The following is a 19,159-nucleotide window of genomic DNA, read 5'->3' as shown; positions in this document are numbered from 1 at the left end:
AACATTTAACCTGTAATACCTAAAGCTTTTAACAACTTGTTTACATCGTCTTCGCCGTCCAAATGCTGTACCAATACTTTGGTTTTTGCATCATAGATATAGAGCGAAGGGTAATTGCTTGGTTTAAATTTTTCAATAAATTGAGTTCCAGCATCAAACAAGAATTTGACATTTGGGGCACTTTTCAATGCCTTCGCATGCATATTAATAAATCCATCGACATAAGGCTTGTCATTCATGGAGATAAAATAGAAGGATACATTCTTGAATTTGGACAAGTGCTGTGCGATACCAGCGCCCATTTTCTGACAATGGCCACAACCCGGATCGTAAAAATCCAACACAATATAGCCCGATTTTGGAAGCTTGTCCGAATTAAACTTGTTAGCCTGATAGACCTCATCAAAAGTAAATGATGGAAGTGTTTTGGGTGCCTGTGCAAAAACAGGTTGAAATAAGAAAAATACACTTACAAAAAATAGGGAACAAAGGAACCTCATGTTAAAGAAATTTAAACCAACAGTGACTATTCAATTAATTTTAATCAATAATACTTAAAAATGCGCTTCAGTCAACTATTATTTTAGTTTTTTTACAAAAAATCCGTAAGTTTGGGCTAATTTTTAAATCGATCAAATCTATTAATACTTATTAATCGTGAAAAAACGAATTGCTATTTTTGCTTCAGGTTCAGGGTCCAATGCTCAAAAAATAATGGAACATTTCAAGTATTCAGATGAAGCTGAGGTTGCCTTGATTTTATCCAATAACCCTGATGCTTACGTTATTCAACGAGCCGACAATTTTGAAATACCTGCACATATATTTGATCGTGACGAATTTTACAAAACCGACAACGTTGTCAATATTCTTAAAAACTTAAATATTGATCTGATTGTTTTGGCGGGTTTTCTTTGGCTCGTTCCCAATAACCTTCTGAAAGCATTTCCAAATCAAATTATAAATATACATCCTGCTCTCCTACCAAAATATGGTGGCAAAGGTATGTATGGTGACCATGTACACAAAGCCGTTTTGGCCAATAAGGAAGAGGAACATGGCATTACGATCCACTTCGCAAATGAACATTTTGACGAGGGGGAAATTATATACCAAGCACGATTCAAAGTGGATCCCAACGATACTTTAGACATTATTAAATTTAAAGGGCAGCAACTCGAACATCAGTACTTCCCTAAAATAATTGAAAATCTTATCAAAAAAATGTAAAAACAATTCTATTATTTAGAATTGTTTTAAACAAATTGTAACTTTGTATTATGAACGAAGTTATTGAATCTGTGTTGGAGATCGATGAGTCAGAAAATAAAGCTGGGTTGTTTCAGTTTCGGAATACGGCTATGAACCCTTTTTCTGACTTTTCTTGTGCCTGCTTTAAAAAGTGTTGCAAAAAATATAAAGAAGGCAAACGCTGTAAAAAATGTCCTGGACGAAAAAAATAGCTATTTATTGACTACTCTTCCAGGTAGTCTAAATCTTTATCAAAGCTTTCTTCTAACTGGGTCAACGAATAAATTGCTATACCCGAAAGAACGACAACCATTGTAATTGCTGCTGGCACAATTCCAAATGCATTTACTAGAAGTCCATATAGCATTGTTGACGGAATGAGTGCACCCCGTACAAAATTGGGGGCCGTCGTTGCAACAGTTGCTCTGAGATTTGTACCAAATTGTTCCGCTGAGATAGTCACAAAGGTTGCCCAATACCCTACTCCTAAGCCCATTATAAAAGCAAGGCTTAAAAACTTTGTCGCTGTAATACCATCACTCAATAAATACCATAGTGAGCTTCCAATGATAATTAATTGACATATAAACACCACTTTTTTGCGGGATTTTAAAATCTGTGCGAATATTCCTGCCAGTACATCCCCGATAGAAATACCGATATAGGTAAACATCACCCCTTGACCAGCACTCAGTGTACCTGTTGCCCCCAAGGCCTTGCCAATTTCCGGAGCCTGTGTGACCAAAACACCGACAACAAACCAGATTGGAAGACCAATACAGAGACAGTTAACATACCGTTTTAACCGGCTTTTATTTGTAAAAAGCATACGGATATCTCCTTTCACAACACCCGATTTATCTTGATCCTTAAATAATCCTGATTCAAAAGAGCCAATGCGCAACAGTAGCAACAGTAAGCCCATTCCACCACCGACAAAGTAGGCCGTTCGCCAGTCAAATTCTTCCGATACAAAATAGGCCAATATAGCGCCTAAAACACCGACACCGGCAACCAACATGGTCCCATAACCGCGTTTTGATTTATGCATACTTTCAGAAACCAAGGTAATTCCCGCCCCCAGTTCTCCGGCCAAACCAACGCCCGCTATAAAACGAATAATACCATACATAAGCACATCATGTACAAAACCATTTGCAATATTCGCTACAGAGTATAAAAGAATCGATCCAAAAAGCACTTTTAAACGTCCAAATTTATCCCCTATAATCCCCCAAAGAATTCCACCCAACAACAAACCGCCCATTTGCATATTGAGCACAAATTCACCTTTTACCCGCATTTCTTCCGCAGGGACGCCAATATCAGTGAAGGACTGAATACGAACTATGGAGAAAATAATCAAATCGTAGATATCGACGAAATAGCCCAGTGACGCAATCATAACCAGTAACCATACTTTTCTGCTGGATTGTTTTTCTTTTATTGTTGACATTTTAGGTTTTTTGATCTGTAAAAATACCATAGTGAAGCTATAAAACCAAGATTTCGAAAAATAATCCGACACATTGTTTTATTTTTGCATCATGAGATATAGTCCAATTGCCTTAACATGGCTATTACGTATTTACCCACCATTTCTATTTCAGGGAATCTGGGTTAAAAAAATTAGCCCCGGCTTCCAAGGCGCCAAAGTAAAAATTTATAAGACACCATTCAATATCAATACCAACAAAACATTATTTGGCGGAACGATCTTTTCTGCAGCAGATCCAATATTCCCCATCCTCATTGATCAGTATCTTCAAAAGATTGGTTTTAAGAAAACGGTGGCCTGGTTAAAATCATCACAGATCACCTTTAAGAAACCCGGCAAAACCAGCGTGGAATATTCTGTGCAACTCTCCGAGGAAATCCTTGAAGAATGTGCTCATATTATCCGCACAAAAGGCAAAGTAGTAAAGGATTTTACACTGGAAATTAAAGATAAGTCTGGCGATCTCTGTGCCACGGTACGTTGTGAAACCTATATTCGTGACTTGAATTTTACATTCCCTTCCAGAAATCGAAATATTGAGCCATAAGAAATTAATATATTTGTCCAATTACCAAAAAACAAAAAACATGAATAAAATCGCGTTTGTAGCTATCGCATCCTTGGCAATAGCAGCATGTGGAACTCAGGGAAATGGTGCAACAGGTGTAAAAGCCATGCAAGATTCAACTATTAAGATACATGATGAAATTATGCCTCAAATCGCTCATTTCGACCGCGATGCTGTTAAGATAGATTCTATTTTGGCAAATTTAAAAAACCTAAAAACAACTAAGGCTGATTTAGACACCAATTTAACAAGAAAAGAGCTAAGCACATTGAAAGCTAATTTAGAAAGTGCTACAGACCATATGATGGACTGGATGAAAGGATATAACCCAGATTCAACAGATGTTAAATATTTTGAAACAGAGCTTCAAAAAGTAAGTGATATGAAAAAAATATTTGATAATGTTTCTAAAGAAAGCCAAGACAAATTAAAGAATTTTTAAATCCAAAAATTCAAATAACACAGTCCGATCCTCTTTAGGTTAACATTAAATTGTTCGTGTAAAGATGGAATCAAGCTTTAACAAACAAAACTATTAAACACATGAGATCCATAACTAAATTTTACTGCGCAACTGGCCTTTTACTCGGTTTATTTTCCTGTAAAAACAATAGCCAGACAAGCTTACCCATCTATGGCGAAAGAGAAGCTGTAGAAAAAACAGTTGATGGAAAACAAATCGTAGATACAGTCTATCATACTATTCCACCTTTTAAACTGCTCAATCAGGATAGTACAATGATTTCAGACAAAGATTTTGAGGGCAAAGTATATATCGCCAACTTCTTCTTTACCCATTGTCCAAGTATCTGTCCGACGATGAATCGCAACCTATTAAAGATATACCAGCAATACAAGGATAATGAAGAAGTTCGTTTCCTGTCCCATAGCATAGACTTTAAATACGATCAACCCTATGTACTGAAAGATTATGCCAATAAATTGGGTGTAACCAATAATCACTGGCAATTTGTTTCGGGGACTAAAGCAGAAATATATGGTCTAGCCAATCAATACCTGGTTTATACCGCTGAAGATAAAAATGCACCTGGAGGTTACGATCATCAAGGATACCTTGTCTTAATAGATAAGGATAAAAGAATTCGGGGTGCCTACGACGGCACAAACGATGAGCAGGTAAAAAAATTGATGAACGATTTACCTTTACTCTTGAGTGGGGCTAAAAAATAACATGCGCATTCTCTTAACAACAAGTATAACGATCGGGGTTATTTTATCGATCTTGATTGGTTGTCAGCAGGAAGTTGATATCAAAACGGCACAATATGCGGTTAATGGTCAAAAGGTATACCGGACACATTGTCAAAATTGTCATGGAGAGAAAGGCGAAGGATTGGGAAATCTCTATCCTCCCCTAACCGATACCACCTTTCTGCAAACCCATCGTCAAGATCTCGCTTGCATTATCAAGAACGGAACTTCAGGAGAGCTTGAAGTAGCAGGCAAAAAGTTTAATAATACCATGCCCGCTTCAAATCTTTCTGCAATTGATATCGCTTATGTATTAACATACATCAATACCAAGATCAATAAAGGAAAGAATCTATATCCTCTGGAAGAAGTGGAGAAAAATTTAAAAAATTGTAAATAGAAAAAAGCGTTGGTTTTATAAGCCAACGCTTTTTTTTCTATGCAACCGATCCACCTCCTCTAAGAAAGATCTTCGGGCCAATCTGCAAGCGACAGTCAAGCTACAACCCTGGCACTCTTGGCACTACTTCCCCTCCGCCCATCAAAAAAAATAAAAAGTTGAAAACAATTTCACCTTTTTTTCCTTATTGTATTATTGGTTCAAATCGTTTTATATTTATTGATTTATAACAATATTCTGACATTTTGGATCCAAATTAATCGTTAATTTTGCAACCGAATGAACGTTCGATTGATGAATTCCAATGAAAAAATTGCGGCAGTACTTGCCAGCACACTAAAACTTATACAAACAAACGGCTTCCATGGAACGCCGATGAGCAAAATCGCACAAGATTCTGATGTAGCAATAGGAACTATCTACCATTATTTTCCATCAAAAGATGACCTAATCTTTGCACTGTTCAAGCATTGTAGAACATTACTGAATGATTACATTTTTGATGGTATAAAAGATGATTTCGATTATAAAGATTCCTTTATTCATATCTGGCGCAACTTTGTCAAGTTCTATTTAGAAAATGGGCATATCTTCAGTTTTTTTGAACAGTTTTTTTCGTCTCCTTATTACGAGAAAAACAAAGCTGAGATACAAGAACCTGTAGGTGGACAAAATAAAGTTGTTGATTTTTTACAAGAAGGCATTGACCGAAAAATATTGAAACAGGTAGACGTCCATCTTTTGGTGGCCAGTTATATTGGTGTAGCCTTATCGACTGTTCACAGTATCAAATTTAAAGATCTCAAATTCTCTGAACAGAATGTAGAAGATTTAATTGGGATTATTTGGGATGGAGCTATTAATAGAGAAAAAAATAATTAATTACATATATGAAGTTTAATAGAATCGTTTATTCCTTGGCGGCCCTGTCGCTTTTGAGTAATACAGGATTTGCACAACAGCAATCTGAAAACTTGCCGGCAAATGCAACACTTCAGCAGCTGATTGATTACGCCTTACGTAATCAAATCTCTGTAAAACAAGCACAATTGGACGAGGCCATCGGTGAAAAAGATATTGACATCTCCCTTTCAGGTTGGTACCCACAATTGGGTCTAAAAGGAAGTTATAATTATAATGTCATTGTTCCATTAGCAAATATTGGCGGAAATAATATCAAAATGGGGCAGAACAATGCGAGTGCCTTAACGCTTCAAGCAGACCAACAGATCCTTAATCCAGAGCTAATGCAGGCAAAAAAAGCCGCTGAGCTGGTACGTCTCGGTAATAAACAAAATACGGAGAACAAAAAAATAACAGCTGTTGTGGAGGTCAGTAAGGCCTATTATGACATCCTTACCTCGGAAGAGCAGATCAAGATTGTTCGCGAAAATATTGCTCGCCTTCAAAAACAATTGAAAGATGCAAAGTCACAATATGATGTGGGTTTAGTTGATAAAACTGACTATAAGAGAGCGCAAATTGCTTTGGCAAATTCGAATGCTGACGAGAAAAGAACGGTTGAGCTTCGTAAATATAAATACGAATACCTTAAACAATTGCTAGCTTTGGATAAAAGCAAAAATTTGACGCTTTCATTTGACAATAGCAGTATGGAATCAGAGATTCTACTTGATACAACTGCAGGAATAAGTGTCTCTAATCGAATTGAATTCCAACAATTGGAAACATCGAAAAAGATTCAACAGTTGAGCACACAGTATTATAAATGGACATATTTACCAAGCGTAAGTGCTTTTTATAATTACGCATTCAACTATAGAAATGATAAATTCAGTAAACTTTATTCCGACAATTTCCCGGGTTCAGTAGCTGGCCTAAATGTTTCTTTTTCAATTTTCGACGGATTTAAACGTAAAAAACAAATCAATAAATCCAGATTGCAGGAAGAAAGAATTGACTGGGATATCAAAAATTTAGAAAACAGCATTAACACAGAATATTCGTTGGCAAAGGCAACCTATAATGCGAATTTAAATGACTGGAAAACAGCTAAAGAAAATGTGGATCTCTCCAAAGAAGTATACGAGACAATCAAACTTCAATATGACGAAGGTATCAAAACTTACCTCGATTTAATGACAGCAGAGACTGATCTCAAAACAACACAGCTCAATTATTTGAACTCCCTTTATGCGCTATTGTCAAGTAAATTGGATGTTCAGAAAGCAGTTGGGGCAATCCACACAAATTAATCAATAAACGGAAACTAATACAAATCATGAATAAAAGACAATTATTATTCGCTTTCTTCCTTGGGACGGCATTAGTATGGACCTCTTGTGGAAATAAAGATGCAAAAAAGCAAGGTGCAGCACAGGCTCAGGCTGAAAAAGTTGTCCCTGTCAGCTTTGGTGTCGCATCGCATGAGACTGTTACAGGTACAATCAGCTATCCAGCAACAGTCAAACCGTTGAACGAAGCAGATCTATATGCGGAAGTAAGCGGCTATATCACAAAAATATATGTTTCTGACGGTGCAGTAGTTTCCGCAGGACAAGCTCTTTATGAAATTGATGGAACACGCTACAACGCAGCTGTCCAACAAGCTAAAGCAAGCTTACAGGTCGCACAGACTGATTTGGAACGACAAAAAAGAGATTTAGCACGTTACCAGACATTGGCCGATAAAGACGCGATTGCGAAGCAGGTTTTTGACAATGCAGTATCAAATGTAGCGGCTTCTCAGGCACAGGTAGAGTCGGCTCGTGCGGCATTGGTCACTGCAAATACAAACTTATCACGGTCGACGATCCGCGCTCCTTTCAGTGGTACTGTAGGGATATCACAGGTGCGTTTGGGAGCTTTAGTTAACCCAGGCACAACCCTATTGAATACCTTGTCTTCAACCAGTCCAATTGCTGTTGAGTTTCAGGTAAACGAAAAGGATATTGCCAAATTTACCCAATTGCAAAGCAGCCATTCCTCTTCGGACCTTTCTCTTTTATTGCCAAATGGAAGCACTTATGAAGGCAAAGGAACGATCACAACCATTGACCGCGCAGTTGACCCTGCTACCGGAACAATCAAAGTGCGGGCTACTTTCCCGAACAATGCCAACGAATTGCGGGCTGGTATGAATATTACGATGAATGTATCAACAACCTCGGCTACAGAAGAAGTTGTTGTACCTTACAAAGCGGTCTTTGAACAGCTTGGGGTATTTAACCTTTATGCGGTGAATGATAGCAGTAAAGCCGAAATACGTCAAGTAAAATTAGGTATTAAAGCTGGTGATAAAATTGTGATTAAAGAAGGTGTCAAAGACGGTGAAAAGATTATCGTCGACGGTACCATGAATGTCCAAAATGGAGTTAAAGTAGTTGATGCTGCTGTCGCTGCCCAACAGGCTGCCAAAGGAGCACCTCAAGGAAAATAACACCATTAATTTTTTAAAGAGAATCTAAAAGATATAGAATGATTTCAGAAGTATTTATTAAGAGGCCAGTTACCGCAATCGTTATTTCGATATTGATTTCAATTATCGGGATCATTGCAGTATCCACGTTGCCAATTAGCCAGTATCCTTCTATTGCACCTCCAACAGTAACGGTTACGGCCAATTACACCGGAGCTGATGCACAGACGGTTGAACAAACCGTGACAACTCTTATCGAGAGTCAGATCAATGGTACACCTGGCATGATTTATATGTCGTCCAATAGTACGTCAAATGGTCAAGCAACAATTACGGTGACATTTGAAGTAGGTACGGATATCGATATTGCGACCTTAGACGTACAAAACCGTGTGGGAATCGCTGAACCAGCCCTTCCCGAAGCTGTGAGACGTCTGGGAATTACAACCCGTAAAGCCAATAACGATATCCTGATGTTGGTTGCCTTAACTTCACCAAAAGGAACGAGAGATGAAAATTTCTTGGCCAATTACAACAACTTATACGTTAAAGACGCGCTCTTACGTGTGAAAGGTGTCGGTGACGTAACCGCTTTTGGTCAGCCGTTTTCAATGCGTGTATGGCTAGATGCAAATAAATTGGCTAATTTAAGCATGACTCCGGCTGATGTATCAACAGCAATTGCGGAACAAAACTCCCGCATACCTGGTGGTAGTGTGGGTGGACGTCCACAAGAGTCTTCGACAGTATTTGAATATCCAATCATTACCGATAGTGACCTTTCGAATCCGGAAGACTTTGAAAACATCGTTGTAAAAACCAACAAAGATGGATCTATCGTACTTTTAAAGGATGTTGCACGTGTTGAATTGGGTCAATTCAATTATGGTACATCATCTACCGTAAATGGTATGACCTCATCTGCGATGATGATTAACCAGACCCCGGGAGGAAATGCCGTAGAATCCGCAGAAGGTATTGTGACAGCATTGGAAAAACTAAAAAAATCTTTTCCAACTGACGTAGATTATACCATCAGTTACGAGACAGTTTCGGTAGTAAATGCCTCAATTTCTTCGGTTATCCATACCCTAGTTGAAGCATTGATCCTGGTAACAGTGGTGGTATTTTTCTTCCTTCAAAGCTGGAGGGCAACATTAATCCCCGTATTGGCAATTCCGGTATCCATCATCGGTACATTCATCTTCTTCCTGATGTTTGGCTTTTCGGTCAATAACCTGACCATGCTCGCCTTTGTATTGGCCATCGGTATTGTGGTGGATGATGCCATCGTTGTGGTGGAAGCTGTCCAGCACTATATCGACCATTATAAGCTGGATGCAAAAGAAGCGACACGTCGCGCCATGGGCGATATCACTGCTCCGGTTATTGCAATTGCATTAATTTTGGCTGCCGTATTCGTTCCCGTAGGTTTTATCCCTGGGATGGTCGGTAAATTGTACCAACAATTTGCCATCACGATCGCTGTGTCCGTTATGTTGTCTGCATTTATTGCCCTTTCGTTAACTCCAGCATTATGTTCGATTTTATTAAAACCAACAGCAGTACATGAAGGTGCCAAAGGTTTGAATAAATTTTTCTACAAATTTAATGTATGGTTTGAAAAGGTGACCATCAGATACTCCAATGGTGTAAAACAAGCAATCAAAAAAGCACCACTTGTATTGATCATTCTGTTGTGTATTTTTATCGGAACAGGCTGGATGTTTACAACCAAACCGACAGGGTTTATTCCTTCGGAAGATGGTGGTGCATTTTTTGCAGGTATTACTTTGCCGGAAGGTTCTTCTTCTGCACGTACCAATGAAGTCCTTAAAGAGATTGAAGCCGATCTACACAAGACTTTCCCTGAAATCAAATATGTTACCGCAATTTCTGGTATCAATATCCTAAACCGCGCGTTTAAATCCAATGGTGCAACAGTATTCGTTTCTCTTAAACCTTGGGAAACCCGTACACGTACTGCAAACGATATCGCGGGAATGATTATGGGTAAATACATGGGTTATACCAAAGCACGGGTATTGGCGGTAACGCCACCGGCAATTCCGGGTCTAGGTACATCTGGTGGTTTCTCTATGCAGGTACAAGATTTACAAACTGTAAATATCAAAGATTTCGAAGCAACAGTAGGTAAATTCTTGATGGCTGCCAACCAACGTCCAGAAATTGGAATGGCCTACACGATGTTTAATACCAATTCTCCAAACTACAAATTGGAAGTTAATCGTGAACAGGCAAAACGTATGGGCGTGCCCATCTCAAGTATTTATTCGACAATATCATCCTATTTAGGAAGTAGCTATGTCAATGACTTTACAAAGTATGGTCGTAGTTACCGTGTTGTAACACAAGCTGATATTCCGTACCGTATGAATATTGAAGACATCAACAAATTGTATGTCAACAATGTTTCCGGTAACCCTGTACCGATGGGTACACTGGTCAAGTACGAATTAATGACAATGCCTTCAATCATCAACCACTACAATATCTTTAGAAGTATCGAGATCAATGGTAGTTCGGCTCCTGGTTTCTCATCCGGAGATGCATTGAAAGCTTTGCAAGAAGTGGCTGCACAAACATTACCAGAAGGCTTTGACTATCAGTTCTCCGGTCTATCTCTTCAAGAGATGCAATCCGGGTCAAAGACCATTCAAATTTTTGCGTTGTGTATCCTATTTGTATTCTTACTATTGGCTGCCTTATACGAAAGTTGGTCTGTACCTTTCTCCATTTTGTTATCTGTACCACTAGGTGTATTTGGGGCTATATTAACCCTAACATTAATCCCTACATTGGATAATAACATCTATGCACAGATTGGTCTGGTCACCATCATTGGACTTGCTGCCAAGAATGCGATTCTAATCGTAGAGTTTGCTAAGGAACGGGTTGATATCGGGATGAACCTTTATGAAGCGACATTAGATGCTGTAAAATTGCGTTTACGCCCAATTATCATGACTTCCTTTGCCTTCATCTTGGGGATTATTCCATTGATGCTATCTCATGGAGCTGGAGCAATTTCTCGCCAAACAATCGGTTGGACGGTATTTGGTGGTATGACTGCAGCCACACTCCTAGCGATCTTTATCGTTCCGGTGCTATTCGTTGTGATTACACGTATGGCATATGGTAAGAAAAAATTGGCTGAATTAGAAGCTAATTTCGATGAAGAGAAAGCGAAAAATTTAAGTTCACACTAATTATACGCTGCCTCTGTGAAGAATCCACACGGAGCTAACAGCAAGAAGCCTTTCCTTGTAACAAGGGAAAGGCTTCTTTTTTGCTCGTCCAATTATATTTTTTTATTTTTACCGCTCACTATTAAAAGTATATGTCACCTGAATCACAACGAAAATTTGAATTACTAAACCTTCTTGCCGAATCCTACGACGCACTATTATTTGATGTCGATGGTACCCTGGCAGATAATATGGACGCACATAAACAAGCCTATAAAGCTGCAGCCAAACAATACGGAGTCGAGTTGGACGTCAATTTGATTGATGAAACTGCCGGATGGCCCACTGTGGCTGTTGCAGAGGAAATCAGCAAACGCTATGAGGTAGATTTCGATTATCAAGAATTTTCCACACTAAAGTCTACTATTTTTCGAGACGAGTATGTTTTCAAGACTAAGCCTGTAGATTACGTTGTTGAACATCTAAAATATCAGAAAGGTAAAAAACACATCGCTGCCGTTTCAGGAGGAACCAGAACAACCTTATCCATGACATTAACCACCATTGGTGTATGGGATGATTTGGAAACACTGGTTTGTGCTGGAGATACAGCTGAGGGAAAACCTTCACCACAACCCTTTCTTTTGGCAGCTGCTCAATTGAATATTGCTCCGGAAAGATGCCTGGTCTACGAAGACGGGACCCCAGGAGTTGAAGGTGCGAAAGCCGCAGGAATGGGTTGGGTTCGCGTTGATGAAATTTAATAAACCCCAATTTGCAGACTATAAAAAAAGCCGCAGTAAACTTCAAGCTTACTGCGGCTTTTTTTATAGCATTATGCTATTTAAAAACTAGTAATTATTTTCACTCCCCCGTTGCTATAGTTCAAATCGGATGATTTCAAATTTCCGATTGGAGCTTTATAATAAGGCTCTACAGAAATGGATAATTTTCCAACTTTCTGTTTCCGACCAACTGAAAAATTAATAAAGCCGTTCACACCTTTATCATCAACATTTTTGTCTTGAGATTTTTGTCTGTACTCCGTATTATTTGTTTCATAGATCGTTGCCCGTTCCTGATCCAATACACCAACATAGGATACACCGACTGAGGTATAGAAATTCTTGTTTATCGCGTATCTAACATCCAATGGGATATCAACTGTTAGGATTTTACCTGAAACCCGTTCATTACTCTTTGCATCTTTTGCATCTGCTGCCCGCATCGCAAAGGAATTATTCAAATTCGATTGAGAAATATAATTTGGCGCATCTGCATTAAGAGAATTTGATCCCATTGCAGGAGTAATGGGTGAATTACCCGAAACAGCTCCATAATGTTGAATGGAAGCTCCCGAACGAAGACTTACCTTACTCGAAATATTATAGGCTAGTGCGACCCCGCCCCCCAACGTTATACTTTCCGACGTAGAAGCAGGTGATACAAAAGCGCCCATTTCCCATTTCTTATCTTGGTTAACGTTCGTGTGTACAACACTATTCCTTGCCCCCCCCTGTTGTGCAGCATACAATTGTGATAGTTTTGCAGCATCGCGTTGCGTTTGATTAACAGGCGACATAAACCCTGAATTGGCCGAAGCAATAACCCCACTATTCGTTACAGTGGTATTTCTTGACGCGCTTACTCGTTCCACTTCACTTTCCGTTAAACCAACCTGCGCTGAAAATGAATTATTTTTCAATTGCATGGACTGCAGCCTTCTTAAATCGACTGATACAGCCACATCGTGGCCCCGCATTAATTGCCCAGTGCTCAATACCAAGTGGTGATTGTCCAAATTTTCAGTTGAATGGTCCGCTGGCACAGAATAGGTATAGGGCTTCTTCGCTGATAATACCTCTGCACTTACAATCCTATCGCCCGTAACATCCGATAACGAACGCTGTATCGATTCTTTTAAATCCTTATGATCACCTAACACATCTTCTCGTTCTGGCAGATGTGTTAAAACGACTGCAGGTGAATCAGTCTCCACATTCGTCTTTAGCCCCCAATATCCTACACCAAAACACACTAACACAGCCGCAGCAGCACTCCAATACTTCCAATTAGAGGAACGATGTGCTGAAACGCCATAATTTGAGGCAAATTTCTCCCAGGAACCTTCTTTATAAGGTAGTTCATGGTCTTTTAATTGTCCAATGATCTCTTCTATCAATTCCTTTTTCTTATTGTCTTTCATCGTAACAACAATATTTATCTTATTTCTTGAACTACGCCTGTATAATCCAAGTATAATTTTCTAAGTTTTTGTTTCGCTCGCGTCAGATAAGTCCTTGATGTACTATCTGGTATATTAAGCATCTGGGCAATTTCATCATGTGAATACCCCTCAATTTCATAGAGATTAAAAATAGTTTTTTGAATTTCAGGGAGCTGATCGAGCAGACGCATAATCTCATTGACCTCCAGTCGACTGTCCAATTGTACTGCCGGTGTATGCATATCCCCTTCTCCCAAATCTTCAACCGAATAAAACTGCTTTTTACTTCGTAAAAAATCAATCGAAATATTGGCAGCAATTCGTCCTATCCATGCTCTAAACGATTTTTCGAGATTTTCATCATCAATATCCCTATTAAATGATTCCAATTTTCGAAATATCCGAACAAAGCTTTCATTCACGAGCTCTTCGGCGTCCACATCCTGTTTTACATAACGAATAATAATAGCCATGAGATAACCATAATACTTCTTATAAACGAAGGCCTTGCCGTCCTCACGATCGCGCAAGCAACGTTCTAAGGCATCATGTAAAGATGATAGCTTCTTGTTATAAAAATATGACCGAATTATACCCACTTAAACCATTTAATTATTAAGTTTCAAACTTAGACAAATTGCCTTTCATATGCAATCAATAACACATGCCATGTAAACAATCTATCGAATTCTCCCCTTCATTATGAACGTTTTTTTCGAGGAGATAACGAAATTAAAATTATAAAACTCAAAATCAAATAGTCGAATGTCCCCTTGTAATAATATCACTATTTAACTATTTTTATCCCATATAACGGAATGCCATTTCCTTTCGCTACAGTGTTTTCAAAAAAAATCCATAAAAAGAATTGAAAAAAATGGCTATTTTTGCGTGATTTTCACATTTTAAATATTATTCATACCGAATGAGTACTGTATTATCCGAACAGGAACAACTTAGAAGACAAGCGATGCAATCGTTGTTGGATATGGGAATTGATCCATTTCCAGCAAACGAATTTGTCGTCAATGCACATGCTGCTGATATTTTAGAAAATTACGATAGAGATAAATTGAATTATAAGAACATTACCATTGCTGGACGTATCATGAGTCGTCGTGTGATGGGTAGTGCTTCATTCTTTGAAATTCAAGACTCTACCGGACGTATTCAAGCTTATATTAAGCGTGACGATGTATGTCCTGATGAGAATAAAGACCTATACAATGTCGTTTTCAAAAAGCTATTGGATATCGGAGATATCGTTGGTATCAAAGGCTATGTCTTCACAACACAAACCGAGGCTATTGCAGTACACGTAGAAGAACTTACCGTTTTATCCAAATCGCTACGTCCCCTACCTGTCGTTAAATCTGCAGAAGGTAAAACTTTTGATGCCTTTACAGACCCAGAGCAACGCTATAGAATGCGTTACGTGGATTTGATCGTAAATCCAAGTAACAAAGACATATTTATCAAACGTACGAAGCTTTTCAATGCGATGCGTCAGTTCTTTAACGACGCGGGTTATATGGAAGTAGAAACACCTGTCCTGCAATCCATTCCAGGCGGTGCTGCAGCACGTCCGTTTATTACACACCATAATGCTTTAGATATTCCATTATATCTTCGTATCGCCAACGAGCTTTATTTAAAAAGACTAATCGTTGGTGGATTTGATGGTGTATACGAATTTTCTAAAAACTTCCGTAATGAAGGAATGGACCGTACCCACAATCCAGAGTTCACCGCAATGGAAATTTATGTAGCCTATAAAGACTACAACTGGATGATGGACTTTACAGAACGTCTGTTAGAACATTGTGCGTTGGCTGTAAACGGTACAACTGAAGCTACCTTCGGAGAACATAAAATTGACTTTAGAGCACCGTATAAACGGATATCGATGACAGATTCCATTAAGGAATTCACTGGATTTGATATTACTGGAAAATCTGAAGACGAAATCCGTATTGCCGCCAAAGGAATGGGCATCGACGTAAACGAAACCATGGGTAAAGGCAAATTGATCGATGAAATTTTCGGCGCAAAATGTGAAGGAAACTACATCCAGCCAACATTCATTACAGATTATCCAAAAGAAATGTCTCCTTTAACGAAGAAGCACAGAGATAATCCTGATTTAACCGAGCGTTTTGAGCTGATGGTTTGTGGAAAAGAGATTGCCAATGCTTATTCAGAGCTTAATGATCCAATTGATCAACGTGAACGATTTGAAGATCAATTACGTCTTTCTGAAAAAGGTGATGATGAAGCCATGTTTATTGATCAGGATTTCCTACGTTCATTGGAATATGGAATGCCGCCGACCTCTGGACTTGGAATCGGTATGGACCGTTTAATCATGTTCTTGACCGATAATGCGTCAATCCAAGAAGTTCTTTTCTTCCCACAAATGAGACCTGAAAAAGTCGCCAAAGTAGCAGAAGTAAAAGATTATGAGGAACAAGGCATTCCTGCGGCCTGGGTTCCTGCTTTACAAAAAATGGGTTTTACAACCATTGAAGCTTTAAAAGAAGCGAATCCGAACAAGGTTTTTAATGATCTTGGTGGTATGCGTAAAAAACTGAAACTAGATATCAATATGCCAACGAAAGACGAAGTATTTGCTTGGTTCAATTAAATCGGTATCTATACTAGCTAAAAAAGCTGCCTCAATAAAATTTTGAGGCAGCTTTTTTTGTTTTTATGTGGCGTATCAGCTAATACCAAACTCCTATAATCTTCTCATCAGCTCCTACACTAACAGGGAGATTACAGGGGGTTAACAGGGGGTTAGCAGGGGTATAACAGGGGTAAATCCTTGTTAACCCCCTATTACCCCCCTACAATAAGTATGGTAAATCCCCATTAATTCAGAAGCTGTTTAGCGCATAGCACAATGCAATACAAAGTAAGGCTGCTAAAAAGATGTGCTATGCATTTAAGCACAGGATGTAGGACACATTTGTCACTAATATATGACTCCTGTCAATTGAAGACATTTATTATATTTACATATCGTTAACTAAATCAGTTTTTGGCATATGAAGAATATTCTCGCGCTTGATGGTGGTGGTATCCGGGGTATCATTCCTGCAATGGTTCTCGTCGCTCTGGAAGAGAAGTTACAAAAGCAGACCATGGATCCCAATGCGCGGATTGCCTCCTACTTTGACTTTATTGCGGGCACAAGCAGCGGTGGAATTCTGACAAGTATTCTTTTGTATCCAGAAGAAGGCAATCCCACCCATCCTAAATTTTCCGCGCGAGATGCATTAAATTTATTTGTTAATCATGGTACTGAAATTTTCAACGCTTCCAAATGGCGACGCTTTTTAGGTGGATTTGGTCTTGTCAGCGAACTCTACTCGTCCAACACATTATCAGACGTTTTGGATGAGTACTTTCAAAATGCACGATTGAGCCATCTTATCAAACCCTGTATCATCACTGCGTATAACATTGAATTGCGGAAGAATCATTTTTTTAGACAACAAAAGGCAATTACGCACGGGGAAGCACGGGATTTCTACCTTAAAGATGTCTGCAAGGCTACATCTGCTGCACCCACATTTTTTCCTGTTGCAGAGATCTATTCGCTTTCAAAAACAAGATACCCTTTGATTGATGGCGGTGTGTTTGCTCAAAACCCCTCCATATGTGGTTTACTTGAAGTTTTAAAGGCTTTTAACAGCACGCAGATAAACGACATGTTTATGGTATCCTTAGGTACCGGAATGTCAAAAACAGCTTATAATTACGAACATTTTAAAAAGAAACTTGCTATACAAATCGGTCCAGCTTTAGTTGACATTATGACAAGTGCCTCTTCTGAAAGTACCGAATTTTTTATTCGGCAACTATTTCAAAGTAACGGTAAGCAACAGAATTATCTACGCATAGAACCAGCCAATCTGTCGAGCATCAATGCATCATTAGATGCAGCCTCGCCCAATAATATACAGAAGTTGATCTCCTTATCCGATAAAATGATCAGTGAGCATGAGGATACATTGGATTATATCGTTGCGCATCTCATTAAAGAAAAGAGTCAAAATAAGAAGAAAAATCCATGGAGCCAGTTGATGGATAAGTTCTAAAAGATTACTTTTACGCATATTTTAAATCTATATGGCATTAAACTACGTTTGGGTTGCATTTTTCTTAATCACATTTGCCGTAGCCCTTGTAAAACTAATCTTTTTCGGAGATACGGAAATCTTTCAGCAAATTGTAAATTCAATCTTTGACAGTGCAAAAACAGGAGCAGAAATCTCTTTAGGACTGATCGGCATGATGAGTTTTGCACTTGGGATTATGAAAATTGGCGAAAAAGGCGGTATGATCAATATCTTCGCAAAAATCGTGGGACCTTTTTTCCATAAACTATTCCCAGAGATACCCAAAAATCACCCTGCGCTTGGTTCTATTCTTATGAATTTCTCGGCTAATGCACTAGGGTTAGATAATGCGGCAACGCCATTGGGGCTTAAAGCCATGAAAGAACTCCAGGAGCTCAATCCAAATAAGGAAACAGCTACCAACGCACAAATCATGTTTATCGTGCTCAATGCATCTAGCTTAACCCTCTTGCCTATTTCAATTATGGCTTATCGGAAAGAAGCTGGTGCACCAGATCCTTCAGATGTATTTCTGCCAATTCTGATCGCAACCTTCTTTTCCACATTGGTGGCATTGATTCTCGTTTCCATCTACCAAAAAATAAATTTATTTAACCGTGTAATTCTAGGATACCTGGGAGCAATGGGACTATTTATCGGTGGACTACTTTATTACTTTTCGGGACTGCAACAAACAGAAATTGAAATATTCAGTAAGGTATTCGGCAATCTTATTTTATTTAGCTTATTCACCTCTTTTATAGGTTTGGCTCTTTTCCGTAAAGTGAATGTATACGATTCATTTATAGAGGGTGCCAAAGAGGGCTTCGAAGTCTCTGTAAAAATAATACCCTATCTCGTCGCGATGCTTGTCGGTATCGCTGTATTTAGAGCATCAGGAACCATGGACTATATGGTCGCTGGAATTTCCAAAGCTATCGCATTATGTGGTCTAGATACATCGTTTGTAGACGCTTTACCTGTTGCCTTTATGAAGCCGCTCAGTGGATCCGGTGCACGTGGACTTATGGTCGATTTGATGAATGCCAAGGGGCCAATGGACTTCGCTGCCAGGGTTGCTTGTGTTATTCAGGGATCAACAGAAACTACTTTTTATGTCCTCGCGGTATATTTTGGTGCAGTAGGAATAAAGCGTACACGGCATGCATTACCCTGCGCTCTGCTAGCTGAATTGGCTGGTGTGATAGCCGCAATTATTATATCCTATATATTTTTTAAATAGTATACAAAACGGATCTAGAAAGGTTCTGTTTTTAGATTTGAGCCGATT

At 38.8% G+C, this 19,159-nt stretch carries 17 protein-coding genes; 13 read left to right on the top strand and 4 right to left on the bottom strand.

Translation table 11 applies throughout. The annotated features are described in order from the left end of the window. Nucleotides 1-5 precede the first annotated feature (5 nt). Nucleotides 6-500 (bottom strand): thioredoxin family protein, encoded by a 495-nt coding sequence (locus tag ACHWSC_RS19320; RefSeq protein WP_088161680.1) that lies wholly within the window; start codon nt 498-500, stop codon nt 6-8. Nucleotides 501-657: 157 nt separating this feature from the next. Between ACHWSC_RS19320 and purN the strand changes: the two genes are divergently transcribed. Further along, nucleotides 658-1,230 carry a phosphoribosylglycinamide formyltransferase gene (gene purN, locus ACHWSC_RS19315; RefSeq protein WP_070563826.1) on the top strand — a complete coding sequence of 191 codons (573 nt, stop codon included), beginning with the start codon at nt 658-660 and terminating at the stop codon, nt 1,228-1,230. A 244-nt stretch (nt 1,231-1,474) separates the two neighbouring features. Here purN and ACHWSC_RS19310 read toward each other — a convergent pair whose 3' ends face one another. Continuing rightward, on the bottom strand, nt 1,475-2,707 hold the full coding sequence (locus tag ACHWSC_RS19310; RefSeq protein ID WP_120334433.1) for an MFS transporter: 1,233 nt from the start codon (nt 2,705-2,707) through the stop codon (nt 1,475-1,477). Nucleotides 2,708-2,798: 91 nt separating this feature from the next. On the opposite strand from ACHWSC_RS19310, the gene ACHWSC_RS19305 reads away from it, so the two are divergent. The 9 genes from ACHWSC_RS19305 to ACHWSC_RS19265 all read left to right on the top strand — a co-directional run bounded on the left by ACHWSC_RS19305 (nt 2,799) and on the right by ACHWSC_RS19265 (nt 12,281). Continuing rightward, the gene (locus ACHWSC_RS19305) at nt 2,799-3,296 is read left to right on the top strand and encodes a PaaI family thioesterase (protein ID WP_394677835.1); all 498 of its coding nucleotides are present in this window, start codon (nt 2,799-2,801) and stop codon (nt 3,294-3,296) included. A gap of 40 nt (nt 3,297-3,336) precedes the next feature. After that, nucleotides 3,337-3,759 carry a transposase gene (locus ACHWSC_RS19300; RefSeq protein ID WP_394677834.1) on the top strand — a complete coding sequence of 141 codons (423 nt, stop codon included), beginning with the start codon at nt 3,337-3,339 and terminating at the stop codon, nt 3,757-3,759. Nucleotides 3,760-3,860: 101 nt separating this feature from the next. Next, nucleotides 3,861-4,508 (top strand): SCO family protein, encoded by a 648-nt coding sequence (locus ACHWSC_RS19295; RefSeq protein WP_120334303.1) that lies wholly within the window; start codon nt 3,861-3,863, stop codon nt 4,506-4,508. A 1-nt stretch (nt 4,509) separates the two neighbouring features. Further along, the gene (locus ACHWSC_RS19290) at nt 4,510-4,929 is read left to right on the top strand and encodes a cytochrome c (RefSeq protein ID WP_112376500.1); all 420 of its coding nucleotides are present in this window, start codon (nt 4,510-4,512) and stop codon (nt 4,927-4,929) included. Between the two features lie 294 nt (nt 4,930-5,223). Next, nucleotides 5,224-5,811, top strand: coding sequence for a TetR/AcrR family transcriptional regulator (locus ACHWSC_RS19285; protein WP_158638758.1), 588 nt, complete (start codon nt 5,224-5,226; stop codon nt 5,809-5,811). Between the two features lie 8 nt (nt 5,812-5,819). Continuing rightward, nucleotides 5,820-7,145: a TolC family protein gene (locus tag ACHWSC_RS19280; RefSeq protein ID WP_075992752.1), complete on the top strand. Its 1,326-nt coding sequence runs from the start codon at nt 5,820-5,822 to the stop codon at nt 7,143-7,145. Between the two features lie 26 nt (nt 7,146-7,171). Then, nucleotides 7,172-8,329, top strand: coding sequence for an efflux RND transporter periplasmic adaptor subunit (locus ACHWSC_RS19275; protein ID WP_394677833.1), 1,158 nt, complete (start codon nt 7,172-7,174; stop codon nt 8,327-8,329). Between the two features lie 38 nt (nt 8,330-8,367). Next, a complete protein-coding gene (locus ACHWSC_RS19270; protein WP_120334301.1) occupies nt 8,368-11,538 on the top strand; it encodes an efflux RND transporter permease subunit in 3,171 nt (1,056 codons plus the stop codon). A gap of 131 nt (nt 11,539-11,669) precedes the next feature. Beyond that, a complete protein-coding gene (locus tag ACHWSC_RS19265; protein ID WP_070568850.1) occupies nt 11,670-12,281 on the top strand; it encodes an HAD family phosphatase in 612 nt (203 codons plus the stop codon). Nucleotides 12,282-12,361: 80 nt separating this feature from the next. On the opposite strand, the gene ACHWSC_RS19260 is transcribed toward ACHWSC_RS19265, so the two are convergent. Then, nucleotides 12,362-13,723 carry a hypothetical protein gene (locus ACHWSC_RS19260; RefSeq protein ID WP_394677832.1) on the bottom strand — a complete coding sequence of 454 codons (1,362 nt, stop codon included), beginning with the start codon at nt 13,721-13,723 and terminating at the stop codon, nt 12,362-12,364. A gap of 14 nt (nt 13,724-13,737) precedes the next feature. After that, a complete protein-coding gene (locus ACHWSC_RS19255; RefSeq protein WP_394677831.1) occupies nt 13,738-14,343 on the bottom strand; it encodes an RNA polymerase sigma factor in 606 nt (201 codons plus the stop codon). A 326-nt stretch (nt 14,344-14,669) separates the two neighbouring features. On the opposite strand from ACHWSC_RS19255, the gene lysS reads away from it, so the two are divergent. From lysS to ACHWSC_RS19240, 3 genes are all read left to right on the top strand, one after another. Then, the gene (gene lysS, locus ACHWSC_RS19250; RefSeq protein ID WP_120334298.1) at nt 14,670-16,388 is read left to right on the top strand and encodes a lysine--tRNA ligase; all 1,719 of its coding nucleotides are present in this window, start codon (nt 14,670-14,672) and stop codon (nt 16,386-16,388) included. 403 nt (nt 16,389-16,791) lie between these two features. Further along, the gene (locus ACHWSC_RS19245) at nt 16,792-17,847 is read left to right on the top strand and encodes a patatin-like phospholipase family protein (RefSeq protein ID WP_075992758.1); all 1,056 of its coding nucleotides are present in this window, start codon (nt 16,792-16,794) and stop codon (nt 17,845-17,847) included. A gap of 31 nt (nt 17,848-17,878) precedes the next feature. After that, on the top strand, nt 17,879-19,111 hold the full coding sequence (locus ACHWSC_RS19240; protein ID WP_075992759.1) for a nucleoside recognition domain-containing protein: 1,233 nt from the start codon (nt 17,879-17,881) through the stop codon (nt 19,109-19,111). The last annotated feature ends 48 nt before the right edge of the window (nt 19,112-19,159 follow it).

The organism is uncultured Sphingobacterium sp., assembly GCF_964277905.1.
Lineage (GTDB): Bacteria > Bacteroidota > Bacteroidia > Sphingobacteriales > Sphingobacteriaceae > Sphingobacterium > Sphingobacterium siyangense.
The sequence above is the reverse complement of the archived record's forward strand: the minus strand, read 5'-3'. Positions and strand labels throughout refer to the sequence as shown.